The sequence below is a fragment of the Paenibacillus sp. GXUN7292 genome (assembly GCF_050864975.1).
Lineage (GTDB): Bacteria > Bacillota > Bacilli > Paenibacillales > Paenibacillaceae > Pristimantibacillus.
The window spans coordinates 1-16,402 of record NZ_JBOZWO010000055.1 but is presented as its reverse complement, the minus strand read 5'-3'; the positions used below and the strand labels follow the sequence as shown (position 1 = coordinate 16,402).

Sequence of the window (16,402 nt, the reverse complement as noted above, 5' to 3'; positions counted from 1 at the left end):
CTCACTGCTGCATCGTTTCCAGATTGAACTCTTGCCGCTTTATCGTAATCTCTTGATTAATGGTCCGCGCATAATTTTCAATCGTCTCGCGTGGATCACTGCCGGTATTGTACACTTCATAAAAGGCATTGTTGAGATGCCGATCAAAGGAGTACCCGCCTGGAACGGCAGGTCTGCCAATCACATCATTCATCTGTGTCATAAGTTTTTCAAGTTCCTTGGCTGACCAAGGCAACCGTCGGATCGTCTCAATTCCCGCTGCCGCATAACGAGCCGACTCCCCAAGAATGGCTTCCATTTCCCTTCCGAACATGAGCTGCGCTTCCGTGTCCGTCCACCATTTCATGAACGTCCATGCCGCTTCCTTATTCTCAGTTCTGCTGAACATAATCGTACCTGTTGCGGAGCTTAGCGCCTCGCGACGAATCGTGCCGTCTGCCTGCTCTTTGCCTGGCAGTGGCGCAAAGCTCCATTGCCCTCTAATCTCAGGCGCAAAAACGGTCAAAAAATTGTAGGTCGTGTAATCGGCAATACCGAGCGGCATCTCCCCGGTGCGGAAGCGGTTAATAAAATCAAACTCAAGCGGAAGCTTGTAATTGGTGTACAATTCTGTCCAACGACGGAATGTTTCTATGCCGACGGACGAATCGATATCGGTGGCAATGCCGTCTGCCTGGTAAAACTGACCGCCGCTCTGATAGAGCATCCCTTCAAAAACAGTCGTATGGGGCAAAGCAAGCTCCATATTGCGTTTTTGCAATTCTGGGATAATGCTATACATATCCGTCCACGTTTGCGGCACTTCCAATCCAAGTTCATTCAAAATATCTTGGCGGTAAAACAGCATCGGATAAGTCTGCGTCTCCGGCACGGCAAATATGCCTTCCTGAAAAGTAAATCCGGCAAAAGCACTGTTGAAAAACCGACTCCGTACATCTTCAAAGTCCGCAAATACCGTAAGGTCCTGAAGCGCGCCGCGAATCGCAAAGTTGATGACATCCGATTGCGCAAGCGCAATATCCGGCCCTTTCCCGGCAAGCGTGGCGGGCAGTACGACAGCTTCATGGACAAGCTGCAAGTTCACATGAATGCCTGTCTGCGGCGTAAAGGAATTGTCAATCATCGAACGCAGCAATTGCGCTTGGTCGCGACCGGAAGATATCCAGACAGTAATTTCCTCTCCGATCCGATCAATGTCGGGCGTATAATTGTAATCTTCCGTAAAGGAGCGTACAAATGACATAAGCTCATGCCGAGCCTGCGTCGTCCAATTCACGCGATCAGAGGGAATAGGCATATCCGGCGTTTTCAAAAACAAATAATCGATTTCCAGCGGCTGCTCATGGATCGTTAACAACCACGTTCCAAGCGCGCTTATATTGTCTTTGAATTGCTTGAGCCTGGACGTCATCGTCTCCGTACGGCTCGCCATGTCGGCTAATCGATAAGAGGTTGTACGCAATATCGCCGTACTGCCGCTTGTTTCTCCGACGATTTCATTCATACGAGCAGCCGCCGCATCAAGCAATTCGCTTTGCTCCATCAGAGTGCTTACCAGATCGGGAATTTTTCGTTCCAGCTCATAATCGCGAAATGGATCCGGGACCGTCGAGGTCAGCATAACAATTTTCAAGTACTGAGCATTCAACTGTTGAATACTTCCGCGTACAAGCCGAATAACATCGGACACCTCACCCAAGGTAAGTTCAAGCCGGATCGTGTGCTTGCCTTCGGTCAAATAAAACTGATACGGCTCTCCCGCCTCGCCCGGCATACCGATTTGCCATGCGCCACCATAGGAGAACGGAATTTCCTCCACTTCTTTAAACGGTACTTTGCCGTCAATATAAAGCTTTCTTACAACATGAGTGCCGCGATTCGCGTTCTGTCTGTATCGTGCGCCCAAATGATAGAACCCGTCTTTCGGAACGTCAATCTCCCACTCTATCCATTGTCCGGCCACCTTCCAATTCACTCCGCCGATTGTATTCATACGAATTCTGGATACGTCATACGGCTCGGTCGCCGGGCTGGAACGATCATTGATCGGATACAAGGAAGGATTTGATTTCAACGCAGCATCCTCGCCCTGTATTTTCAACATTATGCCTTTCGCTCCCGCATCCAGTTCGGGGTAAGATTCAAACACTTCCGCATAGGATAGCGTTTCCTCTTGCCGGAACAATCTGATCGAGTCGATGACCATCGGCTCGCGCAGCGCATTGAAAGACAATCGGTGGCTCCCTGCTGCCAAATAAAATGAAAATGGCTCCTTATAGTAGCCTTCCGTATCCCGCAATACAACGTCCTGCCAGATCGGCTCTTCGACTTGACGGGGACGCAAATCGTCTCCTCTGGCATTTCTCTCCGCCTGAACATGTTCGCTGCGCCATACTCTTGAGAACACTAATCTGGAAGCCTCTATAAAGGGGGCGCTTCCGTCAATCAGCAATTCACGTTCGATCGGCGAGTTGTTTCCTTCCACGGGAAAATAACGTATGCCGATCTGATATAAGCCTTCCTCGGGAACGTACACATCCCAATGAACCGTTCCGCTATCTCCAGTCCAGATTGCCGTCTCATCCCCCTGATAGCCGGCTTGCCAGACCTTGATTTCACTGTCATCCGCTGCCGAAAACTGACTGGCACGTATCGTATGTTCAGCGGTTGCCCGCGGTTTGCCTGCGTAATACCGCATATATTCTTCATAACTTGGATTGACTGGCAATTGCGATAAAGTCGGCGTTTCGGTCATCATCCATTTTGTTTTAGCCGGTTCCAGCAAGTGCGGTTGCTTCGAGGCGTCTCCCGCAGATGCAGTAATCAGGATTACCAGACATAGCCCTAACAGGAGTAATGAGGCAATCAGAATCCGCTTTCTTCTGGTTATCCATTTCACGTTTAACCCTCATTCCTTGTCGTAAATGTTGAAAGTCCGAAATGGGAACTGTGGAGTGAATTCCCACTTCGGCTTGTACGATTCAGATCAGATGGCCTCTCACATAATCGTAAATCCAGTCGTACAACTGTCGATTGCGAGGATCAGCATCATAAGCCGCCTGATAGAACGTCCGGACGCCTTGATAGTAGGCTTTGAATACATCGGGCGTTATGCCTGCTGCAATTGTGCCCTGCAAATAGTCGATGTACTTTTGCCGCAAGGCCGGCTGTTGAAACGCGCGTTCATCAAGTTCAATCTCGATGCCGGAGCCTGCCAGCTTAGCCATGCGCGCGGCTTCTTCGATCCGATCCGCAGTTGTACCTGCGTTAAAATAATGATTCGGTTGATACGCCATCGCGTCAATTCCAAGCTTGTTCCACTTGTAGTACGAAGCTGCATTGAAATAGGGAATCCAGAACAATTTGGCTCCCTGACTACGAGTAAGGTTCGACGTAAAGTCGAGAAGCGCCAGATCGTCCGGATTAGCCGCTTCTTGGAGCCAGTAAAACCCGACCAGTTCCAGATGAGCGTATTGCGCTTGCTCCCACTTCGCATTAAGTTCGCTAATATACCATTGAATCGCTCTTTCGCGTGCCGCCTGTCCTGACTGCGGATCGCAGAAATTTTCAGACACACCATCTCCGTCAACATCGCCGAATTCCATCTGCTGACTAGATGGGAACGGAATCATAAATACAACTTTCATCTTATAGCCATGTTCGCCGATAGCCGCTTTAGCTTGCTTCACTGCCTCATTCAATTGGGCAGCGTCGCCAGACTGTTCATAGAACGTTTTATTAAGATACCATTGCCAGTCCTCCATTCTGGATGGCTCCGCGCCGGGATCCTCCATGAAACTGCGCATCTTGTCCGAATAAAGCGCCAGGAACACTCCCCCGTCGAACAGCCATTCCTGCACTGCGCCTTGCTGATCCACGTAGGCTACATAGGGCAAAAACTGTGCAGCGCTCCAGTTGCCAGCGTCATTCGGATATTGTCCGTTGTAAAACAGCATCAGATCGCGAATTCCGCCGGTCGCTTCGCCTGCCCTCAAATAATCGGTTTCCGGGCCCTGATCTTTTCCTGGCATGAGTTCTACCGCTCCTGCCTGTTTGCCCGCAACGCCCCATACTTCGATCTCATCCATAAACAGCCATACATTGACGATCGCATGAATTTTGACGTAGCGGGCATAGATCGTCGATCCCACAGGTGCTCCATCTGGAACGCCGTGCTCGGCAGCCGACCAATGAAATGACACCAATTTTGCCTCCGATCCACAGGCAGGCAGTCTGTCTAGTACGGCTACTTCGGACCAGTTCTCACCATCAATCGATACGGAGATGCCCAGCATATCCGGCGCGAAGATCGAAGATCCGATATCTTCCAGGAAATTGGCCTTGATTGCGGCAATCGTACTCGGCGTCTCAAGATCAATAATCACTTTGCGATCAACCTTGCCGCTATGTCCTTGCCAGCTTGCTTCCATAAAATCCGTCGTACCGTAAATGCCATCTGTCAGTTCACCACCCAAATCTGGGTAATCAGACTCCGGCGGAACGGAAATCTTGTACGTCTTATGCAGCGCCAGGTTAGTTGACTCGACAGGCTCGTGCAACATAGGTTCCTTTAATAAAGCGATATGTCTCATCGTACACCTCGCGAATATCTCCGTAGATTGATCCGGATAACGTATGCAAATGCTTGACCCAGTCGTACCATGCCAGGTATGCGCCGTTCATATAGCCGTACTCGACGCCGCCATCCAAATAGTCATAATACCTGTCGCGCTCGCCCTGAAGATGCATCGTCGCATCCATCTCGATTTCAATTCCCATTCCAAAACGCTTGGCTAGGTTTGCCGTACCTGTAATCCGGGAATAAGAAGTTTGGTCAAACATATGATTGGGCTGCATCAGCGCTGCGTCAAAGCCAGCCTGCTCCCAGTCCTGAAATCCGCTCGCCTGATAGTACGGAATCCATTCAAACTTGTAATTCTGATTATGAAGCAAATCGGAAACCTGCTGGAGTAGCGACATTTCATTCGGTCCAAACTCATAATCAATTGCCTCGGACAACCAGTAGAAGCCTTCCAGCTTTAAATTCGAATACAATCCGGCGGCAAACCGGCTTTCTACTTCATCCACGTACCACTGTATCGCGGCGGCCCGATTGTTCAACGCCGTCACTTCATCCACATTCGTGCCGGGTTTGAAGCCGTCTAACTCATCAACCACACCATCCTGGTTGATATCCCCCCAACCGGTCGACGCTTCCGCCGGATAAGGGATGGAAATATAGACTGTCGGTGTGAATAGGGTGTTGCCTAAAGCCGTTCTAACTTCGCCAACCGCATCATTCAACGCATCGATTTGCTTTCCGGCAGCAAATAGTCGATCGAGAAAATATTGCCAATCTGCACGCGTTGTGCCTCCCGCACCGTCATAACGATTGCCGGAAGGCGCCGCCGCTTCAAACGGCAGGAATAAAAAGCTGTTGAACATCGTATCCTGAATCGTGCCATTGACATCCACGTAACCAGCGTACGGCTTGAAGTGTTCCGCCGTCCAATTCACAAAATCAGGGTTAGCTGGATTATAGCCGGTATAAATCAAAATCTGGCGCGTATCTGAGTCCAGATAACCTTTATTCAGCGCATTATCCGGGCTGCCGATCGGCTGCACCGCATTATTCACTTTCCCGATATGTCCACTAACTTCGATCTCGTCAGCAAACACCCACTTTCTCACCGGGACCGTTACTCGAATATAGCGGCCAGCATGATTCAGATCATGCAAGGTAATCCATTCCGTCAAAGTTCCTTCCTGATCATTCGGTATACCTGCCGACGCATTGCCCAGCACGAACCAATTTACGCGATCAGTAGATAGTTCAAATTTCACCTGGCTTGGGAAAAGCACTGCCGATTGGCGTTCCTGAAAGAACCGCATACGGATGCTGTTTACAGTGCTTACCGATTCCAAATCGATGACGATTTGCCGTGTGTCTTGTCTCGCCCATCCCAACCACCCAGCGCTCCACCAGCCTTGATCGGAACCGAACACCCCATCTGTCAGTTTTCCGCCATCCGGATAGTTCGCATCACTGGAAGCGAACGCTTCATCCGGCGCTGTCGTTGCAATTGTATACGACTTGTGCAAAGCCAAGTTAATCGGCGCAGATGTTGACGGAGCCGAGTTGCCCCCGCAGACGCTGCTCGCGATTCCGTTCGAGGCTGTCGAGCTGGACGGGCTCAAAACTACCATGATTAGCAGACCGATAATAAGCCCCTTCGTCATCCGTATAAAACCCATCTTGTGAAAATACGAGTTTCGCACACCATACACCCCCATCGGGGTAAACGCCGCCCCTATAAAACGGTCTCACCCCGTTATTCATTGCTTGCCAATCAATTAAGGAGCCGTATTATAGACTTGGTCAATTGCATCCTGCGTTGTCTGCCTGATTTTTTCAATTGCCGTTTCGGGACTGTCGCCACCGGTTACGATCGGGTTAGCAATGTTCCAAAAAATGTCATGTTCCGTGCCTGTCATCGCATATACAACTTCTGTATGATTCAAGGAATCCAGCATAACCTCGATATCTTTCTCATCCGCAAGCAACTGGTTTTCTGCCGCTGCCCGATTCGAGGAGGCAACTTGATCCCAGAGCTGCATCTCTTCCCATATCTTCGCTTTCTCCTTCGCACGTTGGACACTTGCGGGCATATAGAAGCCGCCATAGTTAGTAATGCTGCCTTGCCAGGAGTCGGTTCTTTGCGGCCCTTTCGGGAAGTAAATAAAGCCCTGTTCATCAGTCATGTCCGCTCGCGTCGAGCCTTCCCATATGTCCCCAACAACAAATGCTGATTTGCCGGTATTGAACCGAGTTTGCGCATCCGCATAGTAGACATAATCGAAGGGATCGCCCTGCGGCGGTGCTGCTACTTTATGTGTATTGAAGAGGTCGCTGAAAAACTGAATCGCTTCCATCGTCTTCGCATCGTCATGCGCAAATACATATTTTCCATCTTTCTCTTGAATAAATGACCCGCCATTAGAATAAACAATAGTTCTCAGCATCGGTCCAAGCGAGCTTGTAATCGCCCATTGGTCAGTCACACCGTCGCTGTTTGTATCCTTCGTAACCTGCTTCGCCAGATTCAGGAAAGTCTCCCAGGTCCATTCGCCTTTTTCCACCAGATCATGCGGATCCGGCAGTCCTTCGCGCTGTAACATCGTTTTATTGTAGAACAATCCGGAAGAATTAAAGTAATTGTCTACGACATTGTAATAGTGCCCGTCAAAATAGCTCCAGTCCTTCATCTTCTTCGGCCATTTGGGATCATTAAAATCAAAAAAGTCATCCAACGGCATAAACAGGCCTTGCTTAATTGCCGGAATCGCTTGATAATAATCGATCATTACAAAATCAGCGACAGCGTCCCCCGATAAAGCCGCATTCGTTACCATGTTGATCGCTTCGCCCCAAGGCACTTGAACCCAGTCAATTTTGACCTTGTATTTCTTCTCGACTTCCTTCCATCGTTTCAACTGCATTGCGCCTATCGGCGTATCTTCTTGCGGCGGTGCCGCCAAAGTCAGAATCGTCAATTTTTCACCATTCATATTGATTTCAGGCTCTTTAGGCTCATCGCTCGGCGTTGTTTCTGGGCTCGACGTACTCTGCTGCGCAGTACCGCTTGGACTTTCCGAATTTACCGGTCCATTCGTTTTGCTGCACGCCGTGACCCAAACCAATGAAAGCGCAATCATTAATACCAAAATAAACTTTGACTTATACACCTGCCATTCCCCTTTTCCTATTATAGTTTCAACTTCCATATCAGCAAACTATCAGAAGCTGATGACGTTATTATAGCGATTCGCTGCTGTAAATGCTTTACTCCTATTCCACCCGACTTGCACATTTCTTCAAACTTTCTAGTAAAAAAAATAACCATCATATAAGATGGTTATTTTTTTCTTCGCGCTTTTTTTTAATTCATCGCTTCTCATCATAGTGAACAATCGTTGTATAATCGCTTTTCCGTTTTTTTCACGCACGATCATCCGTTTCTATCATTTACCTCTTGAACGAACGGGATTTCAGTTAGCCCCTTGAAGAGGCTAATAGTTTACTGATTACGGGCTCAAGCGACTTAGCCATGCGCCAGAAGCCTAGGTCAGTCGGGTGCACGCCGTCAACGGTGCATTCTTCTGCAGCTTCGCCGAGCAGATTCGATCCGTCAACAAAGTGGAGATTGACATCCCCATCCTTGCGCCTACACATGACTGTTTCTTCCTGGACCCTTTTTCTCCCTTCGTGCAAGTTCACCATTTCATCGTAATAACGCTCCCCCGCAAATTGTATTTTGGAAACGACCACAATCGGCACGTCGGGATGGCGCTCGCGATAAATATGAATAAATTGCGGCAGTGTCGTCGAAATTTCCTCTATCGTTTCCGAATTTGCTTCATAATCCAATATAAACATGGACGGGTTCGGAATTTCGGCAATCGTCCGGGCAACTTCCGGCTCGCCCCTGCCGCTTCCGGAAAAACCGAGGTTAATAAATTCCTGCGGGATCAAGCGGCTCAGAATGTTCGGATACGCCATCCCGGGGCGCGTTGCGCATCCGCCTTGCGTGATCGACGTGCCGTAGATGACGATTGGCCTATCGTTGGCGTAGCTTGGAGCGGTGCCGATTTCCGCGTCCTCGTCAACCCCGACCCATACTTCCTCCACGCCTTGGTACAGCGGAAAATTCAATGTTACGCAAACTTCCCGTTTGCTGTTCCAATTGTACAGTTCAACCTCATATTCAGAACAATTTTGGTCAAAGCGTGCCGTACTGATATAATACTGCTCCCCAGGTTCTCCCAAATAGCAATCAAACCCGCTTTGTCCCGTTGCCGGCATATGATACATATCGCTAGGTCCGTATAGCTTCACCTTTAGCGACAATCTTGATGAATTCGTGCGGAACCGAATTTGCCCTCCCGCCGTACAATTCGCGAGATAGTCAACGGGCGCGGGCATTTGCAATGCTGGAGATGACGGCATACGACGATATTTTTTCTCCTGTGCGAACCATGGAAAACCCGCTATGTGAAATGGGCTTTCGAGCGGTGACAACCATTGCAGCGATCCGCTATCCGTTTTCTTAATAGACATGTTCGAGTCAAGGTGGATGGCATCGATTGGTTTTGGACGTTTCGGCATAGATCGTAGATTCTCCTTTGGCATGTTCATTTTACTGCTCTTCCATTTTGTGCGGTTGATGCGCTCATTGGGGCTTGAGCTCGATCACCGCACTCTGCATCGTTACCATGTCGTTTTCCTCATACGTGATATACACATAATAGGTATTGCCATTTGTCAGCTTCTTGATGTTCACACCCTTGGCGTTGTAGTTGACATTATCGTACCGCTTGAAGCTGCCGTTGACTCCGCTTTCGGAGAGATATACCGAGTACCCCTTGCCGTTGGCGGATTTGATAGGGAAGCGTACCGTTGTCTGCTTATTGCCATTGTCAACGGCAGTGACAAGCACAGCCGCTTGCCGGATTACGTTGATCGTATACGTTTTCGTCGAGCTATCCTGCGCAGTGACGGTGACCGTGACGGCGTTGGCGCCGACCGCCAGATTGTGGCCGCCTGCAATAGCCACTTTTGCTTTCGTATCGTGCGCGTCTGCTGCAATCGATACCGATGTCTTCGCATACGGCACATGGACCGTGTAGCTCGTGACAGCCGGGTCAAAGCCCAATATCGGTTTGCCGTCGACGCTCAGCTGCTTCAGATCAGCATCGCTGCTTTCGACGAGTTCTTTTCTGACCTTGATCGTTACGTTCACATCCTTTTGCTCCGAAAAGCCGTTGTAGCAGGTGTAGGTAAACGAGTCGTTGCCTTCAAAACCGTCCATCGGTATATAAGTAAAATCACCGTTCGGGCTGAGCTTGACACTTCCGTAAGTCGGGGATACCCCAAGCTCATAAAAGACATGCTCGGCTTCAGCTTCGTTAAGCTTGCCGTTATAACTCTTGCCCGCGAACAGATTTACCGTACGGTCGCTGTCGGTCAGCTTTTCGGCGATCAGCGTACCCTTGATATACCTGTAGGTATAATCGTAAATAGCCCTACCGTAAAGGCTGCCATCCGAATACGAGACATAATACTCGCCGGGCATTCCGCCCTGATAATAGAAGTTGATCGCGTCCATATATCCGTAATCTATACCGCCCCTGAGGTATTCGGCATAATTATCGAAATAGTGTTTGGAAAAAGGCGCGGACGGATGGATCTCAATCTCGACGCTCATTCCGAGCAGCTTCGCTTCCATCGCGATTTCTTCTATGACTTCTTTAGAATGGTCATACCAAGCGTAGTTCGGCTGCATCGAGGTCACGCCGAAACCAAGCTTATCCCATTCTTGGTAACCGCTCGCGTTGTTCCACGGTATCCAGGACAGCAGATAACCCTTTTCCTGACTTTTGTCGGAAATATATCTGATAAGATCTGTTTCAAAGGGCATCTGGTATTCGACGGCTTCATGCATCCAATAATACCCGTGGAATTCAAGGTTTTTATACTCGGCGTCGCCGAAGCTCTTTTCGACCTCGCTCATAAACCAGTCCGCGACTGCTTTCAGTCCCTCGAGCGTAGACAAATTCTCCACAACGCCGTCGCCGTTATAGTCGCCGCTGACAAAGTTCCTGTTCAGGCTCGGCAGGCTGAGCGTTACGGGGATTTTAAGCTCTTTAAGCCCTAACGCCTTTTTGACATCTTCCGCGACACTGTCGAGAGCGTCGAGATTATATCCTTCTGAAAAAAGGTTTTCGATATAGTTCCGCAGCGACGCCGCATCCCTTTGACTGCCGAAGGTTGTGTTGTACTCGCCCATCAGGACAGAGTCAAACATCGTGTCTTTAACAGCGCCGGATTTGTCGAGGTACGCGATATAAGGCAGCCATTGCTCGGCTGTTATCCCTTCGGAGGGCTTTGAGGCATCCTTCATAAACGGGGCGAGCAACACATGCTGCGCGCCGGAGTATATTTCCTCGTTGGGGCGGACATAATCTCCTTTGAATTCTGTTTCAAAGCTTCCTGTTGGTCTCAAAGCGACCGCGTCGCCGCCGACCTTTTTCGTGCCGAAAACCTCGATCTCGTCAAGGTACACAAAGGTGGAAATACCCAATTTTATATTGATAAACCTTGCTTTATACTTTTTATCAAGGTCGATCCTGAAGTCGAATCTCGAATTGTCTGGACCGGTTACGGCTCCGTGATGGTAGACCTTTTCCCATTCAACTCCGTTGTCGGAAAGCCAAACCTCTACGAGGCGGGGAGGATAAATGCCTGACGCGCCGTTTTGCGCGATGCCGATGTTTACGCCAGAAACAACGGAAGTTTTCGTAAGGTCAAAAACGATATTGCGCTCGATGCCGTGAACGGATTTATAGTATTTGTCCGACCATATACTGCTGTCCTTAATACCGTCGGTCAAAAAAGGACTATCGGCGGTACTGTTTTTGTACGATGTATAATACCTGTCGGTCAGCGGGAGAGGGACATAAACTTTTTGGATAAGTCCCTTTACGAGGTTGATCTCGTTTTCGTAGTCGTTTTCGGAAGAGTCCCAAAAAGTTTCATTCTCAACCTTGGCGATCGGTTCCGAGGTATAAAGCAGCTTGCCTAAATCACCGTATACGGGTATTTCGGTCTGAACCTTTTCTTCGTATGTGTTGACTGCAAATTCATCCATAAATAACCACCAGCTTCCTGCCGGCAATATTGCCCTTATATACCTTGCCGAAACTGACTTGCCTAACCTGAGGGTGAACAGCTCATCGTATACTCCGATGTTATTTCCCGACATATAGGTGGTTCCTAGGTCAATAAAGTTCTCTCCATCGTTTGAGAAAGAAAACTTGACCGAATCGGGAGCCGTCGCCCCGATACTAGCCCAGCTGAGGACGGACAGCTCGATATCGGATATGCCGTCTGTCATTTCGCCCAAATCAAGCGTTAATGTCAGTCCCGACTCTCCCTTAAGCTCAAAGCCGGTCCATTCGGGGTCCATAAAATTAAGCTGACCGCGCTGACCGTCGGTTAATTCCTTGCCTTCGTTATCGGGATAATGCTCGCTGGACAGGAAGTCGGAGCTGTACGCCGCACCCTTTGAGATCATCTTCCTTTCGCCGTCCCTTTTAACGACGGCTTTAAGGTAGTCGTCGATCGGGTAATCGGGCTGAACAAAATTCGGGTCGTCGAAAATGTCTGAACCGCTCGGGCTGGCTGCATTTGTTGGCGTGTTCGATTTGCTGAATGCCGTAATCCAAACTAATGTAAGCGTTAACAATAAAATGAGAAAAAGTTTTGACTTGCGCACATATCATTCCCCTTTTCCTAGTAGTTTCAACTTCTGTATCAGCAGAGCTCTCAGAAGTTAATGACGTCATTATATCGGTTCTCCGCTGCAAATGCTTTACTCCGATTCCACCCGACTTGCACATTTCTTCAAACTTATTATTCACTGCCGCGATACTAGTCGTTGTGCTATTCTGCATGTATGGACAATAAATGATTGGGGAGTGGGACTATGCATGATACCGAAGCATTGATACCGCGAACAATTTACACATTAAATGATGCTTGGGCGGTATGGCTGCAGGGGAGTAAATTTCCGGTCGCTTTTTTCGGTGACAGTACGGTGGATGGCGCCAATACGACGGATTGGACGGAAAACACGTTAAGCGAGAGACATCACTTCGCCCAATGATCTTGGAATAGGATTTTGGCGGAACAGCAGCCTATGTGGTGCTGGGTCTTTATAGACAGGAGGTTTTCACAGGAGCATTGCAACGGGTGGATTTTAAAGGTTTTATTTTGGAATAAGCAGCGGGGCAGGCGGCGGATGTTTTATGCTCTCATTCTCGCCCCCTCCCCTCACATCAATGCGTTTTTCTTATAGTTGGACGGAGAAACGCCTGTTATCTTTTTGAACACACGCGAAAAATAAGATACGCTATTAAATCCGACGGAAAAACAGACGTCCGTGACCGACAAATTCGACTGCAGCAGAGACATCGCTTTCTGAACACGCAGCTCTATGATGTACTCATTGAACGTTTTGCCCACAAAGTGCTTGAACAAAATGTAAAAATAAGTTTTTGAAAGCAGCGCCTTCTTGCAGATCTCCTCAAGCGTGATATCCTCGTGATAACGCTTCTTGAGTTCATCAAGCACCGAGGTGATTGCATGGCGATATTTATCAAGCTTATTGTTTAATTCCTGATTAGCGCCCAACGCATATTCACGCATAATAATCGATAGCAGCTTCAGCAAGCTCCCTTTTAGGGCCAATTCGAAATAAGCCCTTCTAGTCTGATATTCGTTGAACATCTCTTCGAGTAACTGCTTTACATCGATATCAATCTGCCCGGCGAGAGCGATTTTCGGTGTAATCTCATCGTCATCGACGAGAAAATGCTCCAGATAGGCAAAATCGAAAACGTCCTTGTTAAACGGCAATTGGTCGAAACGATCATTAATAAATTGCGGAAGAAATTCGCAACCGTAGATCTCGAACTCTTTGCCGGGAATCAGATCCACACGGTGAACGGCAAACGGGGGAATAACGAACAGGTTGCCTCTGACCATTCTGTACTTGTGGCGGTCGATTGAATGCATAAACTCGCCTTTATTGACATACCAGATCTGAAAATAGTCATGCGTATGGTCAAGTCGATAGGCTTCGTAAGTTTCATTAATTTTATACAATTTCAAGGACAACTGCTCTTGCATTTCAGAAGTCGACATAAACGTGTGCACGTTCTTTCGAGATAACATGTCCTCTTCAACTCTGATCAGCTTCAAGTGAAATTCCTCCTTGTTTGCAGGATCTTACATACAAGTAAGCACTTTCATTAAGAGGGACAAACTTCGTCCTATGAGTTATCATATCATTAATTGTCGACACTGAATAGCGACAACATACGCCTAAATATGGGGGGATTTGCGTGAAAGATAACAGTCAGCAAGTGATTGCGAGGTTCGAAACACCGACCCTCTCCAGAATTGCCAGCAACGATCAGGAGATTTGCTTCCACCTGCCTTTCCATCAACAATTGAACAGCCTAGCCTATATCGGCGTCAACCGGAACGAAACTTGGTATGTGCCTGCCCACTATCACAATCACTTTGAAATTTGCTATATCAGCCAGGGGCAGGGCTGGTTTACTGCAGGCGACAAGTTCTATCCGGTGGAGGAAGGCGCTTTGTTTCTAGCGAAACCCGGAGATATTCATCAAGGGGCTGCAAGCGGCGGTCGCCCTTATACTCTCTACTATCTTGGATTCACGTTGACGCATATGCACCATCTGGAGACCGAATTTTATTCGCTGACTGAGCATACGATCAAATCCTCGCAAGAATGCGTAGCCAGACAGCTATTCAACGCGATGCTCGATGAGGTTCAATCTGCAGAAAGCTGGAATGATTACATGGTCACGAGTCTGTTCAACCAGTTTCTGATCACCACTCTCAGACAATTCAAGCGGCATGTCGCATATGAAAACAACACCTTGCCGCTTACACCAGAAATACGCTTAGTTATGGATCTGATCCACCAACAAGCCGGCTTGCGTCTGAATGTTGATAAACTGGCACAAGCAGTATATTGGAGCAGAACTCATCTTGATCGGCAGTTTAAACGTGCGATGGGCATATCTCTCGGCGAGTATATCCGCCGATTTTGCTGCGATAGAGCAAAGTATTGGCTGCGTGAAACCTCCATCCCCATTACCGAAATCGCGGAGGATTTAGGCTTCCACTCTATTCATCAATTCAGTATGTTTTTCAAGCGTTGCACAGGTCAATCTCCCCGTCAATATCGTGAAGCAGACTAGGCCGAGCAATATGTTCAAAAACGTTAAGTTAGGGAGCATTGACGTGACATACAATGTATGCACTTTCAATTATACTTTGTCTGAACACAATTAGAGAGGAGCTGCAATCATGCATACTAGCAATCTAATCAGTAAGGATGATTTTGAGTTTTATCAGAAAAACGGCTATTGGATTTCTCCCAAGTTAATTAGCGATGAGCAGTTGGAACAATTAAGGTTGAGTATGGATAACGTGTTCAACGGCGAATATACTACAGGGCGGGCCCCTTGGTCGAATTGGAGCGGAGGACCAGGATTGCGCCAAGCGAATAACAGCCATTGGGCAGATGATACGATTCGCCAATTAGCGACTAATCCCCAAATCGGAGAGATCGCTGCCACTTTGCTGGCGGCGAACAGCGTGCGCGTCTGGCACGATCAGTTGTTGTATAAGCCGGGCGATCCAGCTTCTCAGGCTAGCGCCAATGTAGGCTGGCATCAAGACTACTTTTTCTGGCAATGCGCCGTAGAGCCGACGTTGATTACGGCTTGGGTCGCTTTTGACGATGTGACTCTGGACAACGGCTGTATGCAGGCTGTACCCGGTAGCCATAAATGGGGACTATGCAATGTAAGCGATTTTCACGAACAGAATTTACAAAAACAAGAGGAAGCGCTTCGTAAGTCCGATGGGCATACATTCGCGCCCGTTCCTCTCAATATGAAGGCAGGACAGGTCAGCTTCCACCACGCCTTGACGTTCCATGGAAGCGGCCCGAATGTAACCGCTGCTCCTCGGCGCTCGCTCGCCATTCACCTTATGTCCGAGAATACCCGCTACAAGTCGGGAACAGCCTCGGAGGACAACATTGCGGTCATACTAGCCAAACCTAACGAAGGGGAGCTTTTCGCCGGGGACTGTTTTCCTGTTGCCTATGAACGCGGTTAATCGAATGATTATCTTCCATCTAGAATCGCGGACTTAATACATCCGCTATCTGCTAAGGATGGCGGCCATTCGCCATGCTGGTTTCATGTAAAAGGAACAAAGTCACCTATTGGTGACCTAACTTGCTAGCCGAGGTTACTCTTCCGCCGGCTTTTCCTTTTTCAACTGTACAGCTTTGACTTCAGAGTGGAATACGTGGACAGCCGAGAGTTCAAGCAAAGGTTACTTTCAACTTCCATCAGAAAATGTGTAGTCCCTATTTCTAGAACAAAACGATGCGTCGCTAATGGCGGTGCGGTCATCCATGACCGTTAGAACCAAAAAGCAGTCTTTTTGTTGCCTATGCGGACACTTATGACCATTAGAAGAAAACTCCATCGAATTCTCTAGCTTTCTTCTCGCTGACGGACATTTCTGTCCGCTAGAAAGTGGAAGTTGGCGAAAAATGAGCGCTAACGGACATCAGTGTCCGCATCATTAGGATCCAATCGAGCTCAACGGCCGCACCGTACGCCAAACATACAGAACTACACCATCATCGTCCCTGTTGCACCATGTGCATTAATGAATGCATAATTTCCTAAACTACAACAAAAGAAGGGCCCAGCGAGAGCCCTTCTT

10 protein-coding genes are annotated in these 16,402 nt (G+C 48.4%); 3 read left to right on the top strand and 7 right to left on the bottom strand.

What is annotated here, in order from left to right; translation table 11 throughout:
* Nucleotide 1 precedes the first annotated feature (1 nt).
* The 6 genes from ACRRU2_RS26450 to ACRRU2_RS26425 all read right to left on the bottom strand — a co-directional run bounded on the left by ACRRU2_RS26450 (nt 2) and on the right by ACRRU2_RS26425 (nt 12,335).
* Complete coding sequence (locus tag ACRRU2_RS26450; RefSeq protein WP_432506283.1) at nt 2-2,899, bottom strand: extracellular solute-binding protein; 2,898 nt, start codon at nt 2,897-2,899, stop codon at nt 2-4.
* A gap of 82 nt (nt 2,900-2,981) precedes the next feature.
* Nucleotides 2,982-4,592, bottom strand: coding sequence for a DUF4855 domain-containing protein (locus ACRRU2_RS26445; protein ID WP_432506281.1), 1,611 nt, complete (start codon nt 4,590-4,592; stop codon nt 2,982-2,984).
* Complete coding sequence (locus ACRRU2_RS26440) at nt 4,534-6,279, bottom strand: DUF4855 domain-containing protein (protein WP_432506279.1); 1,746 nt, start codon at nt 6,277-6,279, stop codon at nt 4,534-4,536. Before ACRRU2_RS26440 ends, ACRRU2_RS26445 begins: the two co-directional genes overlap by 59 nt.
* 75 nt (nt 6,280-6,354) lie before the next feature.
* Nucleotides 6,355-7,746: an ABC transporter substrate-binding protein gene (locus ACRRU2_RS26435; RefSeq protein WP_432506277.1), complete on the bottom strand. Its 1,392-nt coding sequence runs from the start codon at nt 7,744-7,746 to the stop codon at nt 6,355-6,357.
* 307 nt (nt 7,747-8,053) lie between these two features.
* The gene (locus ACRRU2_RS26430) at nt 8,054-9,166 is read right to left on the bottom strand and encodes an SGNH/GDSL hydrolase family protein (protein ID WP_432506275.1); all 1,113 of its coding nucleotides are present in this window, start codon (nt 9,164-9,166) and stop codon (nt 8,054-8,056) included.
* Between the two features lie 64 nt (nt 9,167-9,230).
* Complete coding sequence (locus ACRRU2_RS26425) at nt 9,231-12,335, bottom strand: DUF4855 domain-containing protein (RefSeq protein ID WP_432506273.1); 3,105 nt, start codon at nt 12,333-12,335, stop codon at nt 9,231-9,233.
* 210 nt (nt 12,336-12,545) lie between these two features.
* Here ACRRU2_RS26425 and ACRRU2_RS26420 point away from each other — a divergent pair, with 210 nt between their 5' ends.
* Entirely contained in the window at nt 12,546-12,725 is a 180-nt protein-coding gene (locus ACRRU2_RS26420) for a hypothetical protein (RefSeq protein WP_331697411.1), read from the top strand.
* Nucleotides 12,726-12,892: 167 nt separating this feature from the next.
* Here ACRRU2_RS26420 and ACRRU2_RS26415 read toward each other — a convergent pair whose 3' ends face one another.
* Complete coding sequence (locus tag ACRRU2_RS26415) at nt 12,893-13,822, bottom strand: AraC family transcriptional regulator (RefSeq protein WP_432506271.1); 930 nt, start codon at nt 13,820-13,822, stop codon at nt 12,893-12,895.
* Nucleotides 13,823-13,965: 143 nt separating this feature from the next.
* Between ACRRU2_RS26415 and ACRRU2_RS26410 the strand changes: the two genes are divergently transcribed.
* Nucleotides 13,966-14,853 carry an AraC family transcriptional regulator gene (locus tag ACRRU2_RS26410; RefSeq protein ID WP_432506269.1) on the top strand — a complete coding sequence of 296 codons (888 nt, stop codon included), beginning with the start codon at nt 13,966-13,968 and terminating at the stop codon, nt 14,851-14,853.
* Between the two features lie 109 nt (nt 14,854-14,962).
* Nucleotides 14,963-15,781, top strand: coding sequence for a phytanoyl-CoA dioxygenase family protein (locus tag ACRRU2_RS26405; RefSeq protein WP_432506267.1), 819 nt, complete (start codon nt 14,963-14,965; stop codon nt 15,779-15,781).
* Nucleotides 15,782-16,402: the final 621 nt, after the last annotated feature.

Excerpts from the sequence above, each read along its gene's own strand:
- ACRRU2_RS26445 (WP_432506281.1), bottom strand. The coding sequence starts at position 4,592 with ATGAGACATATCGCTTTATTAAAGGAACCTATGTTGCACGAGCCTGTC.
- ACRRU2_RS26430 (WP_432506275.1), bottom strand. The coding sequence starts at position 9,166 with ATGCCGAAACGTCCAAAACCAATCGATGCCATCCACCTTGACTCGAAC.
- ACRRU2_RS26420 (WP_331697411.1), top strand. The coding sequence starts at position 12,546 with ATGCATGATACCGAAGCATTGATACCGCGAACAATTTACACATTAAAT.
- ACRRU2_RS26405 (WP_432506267.1), top strand. The coding sequence starts at position 14,963 with ATGCATACTAGCAATCTAATCAGTAAGGATGATTTTGAGTTTTATCAG.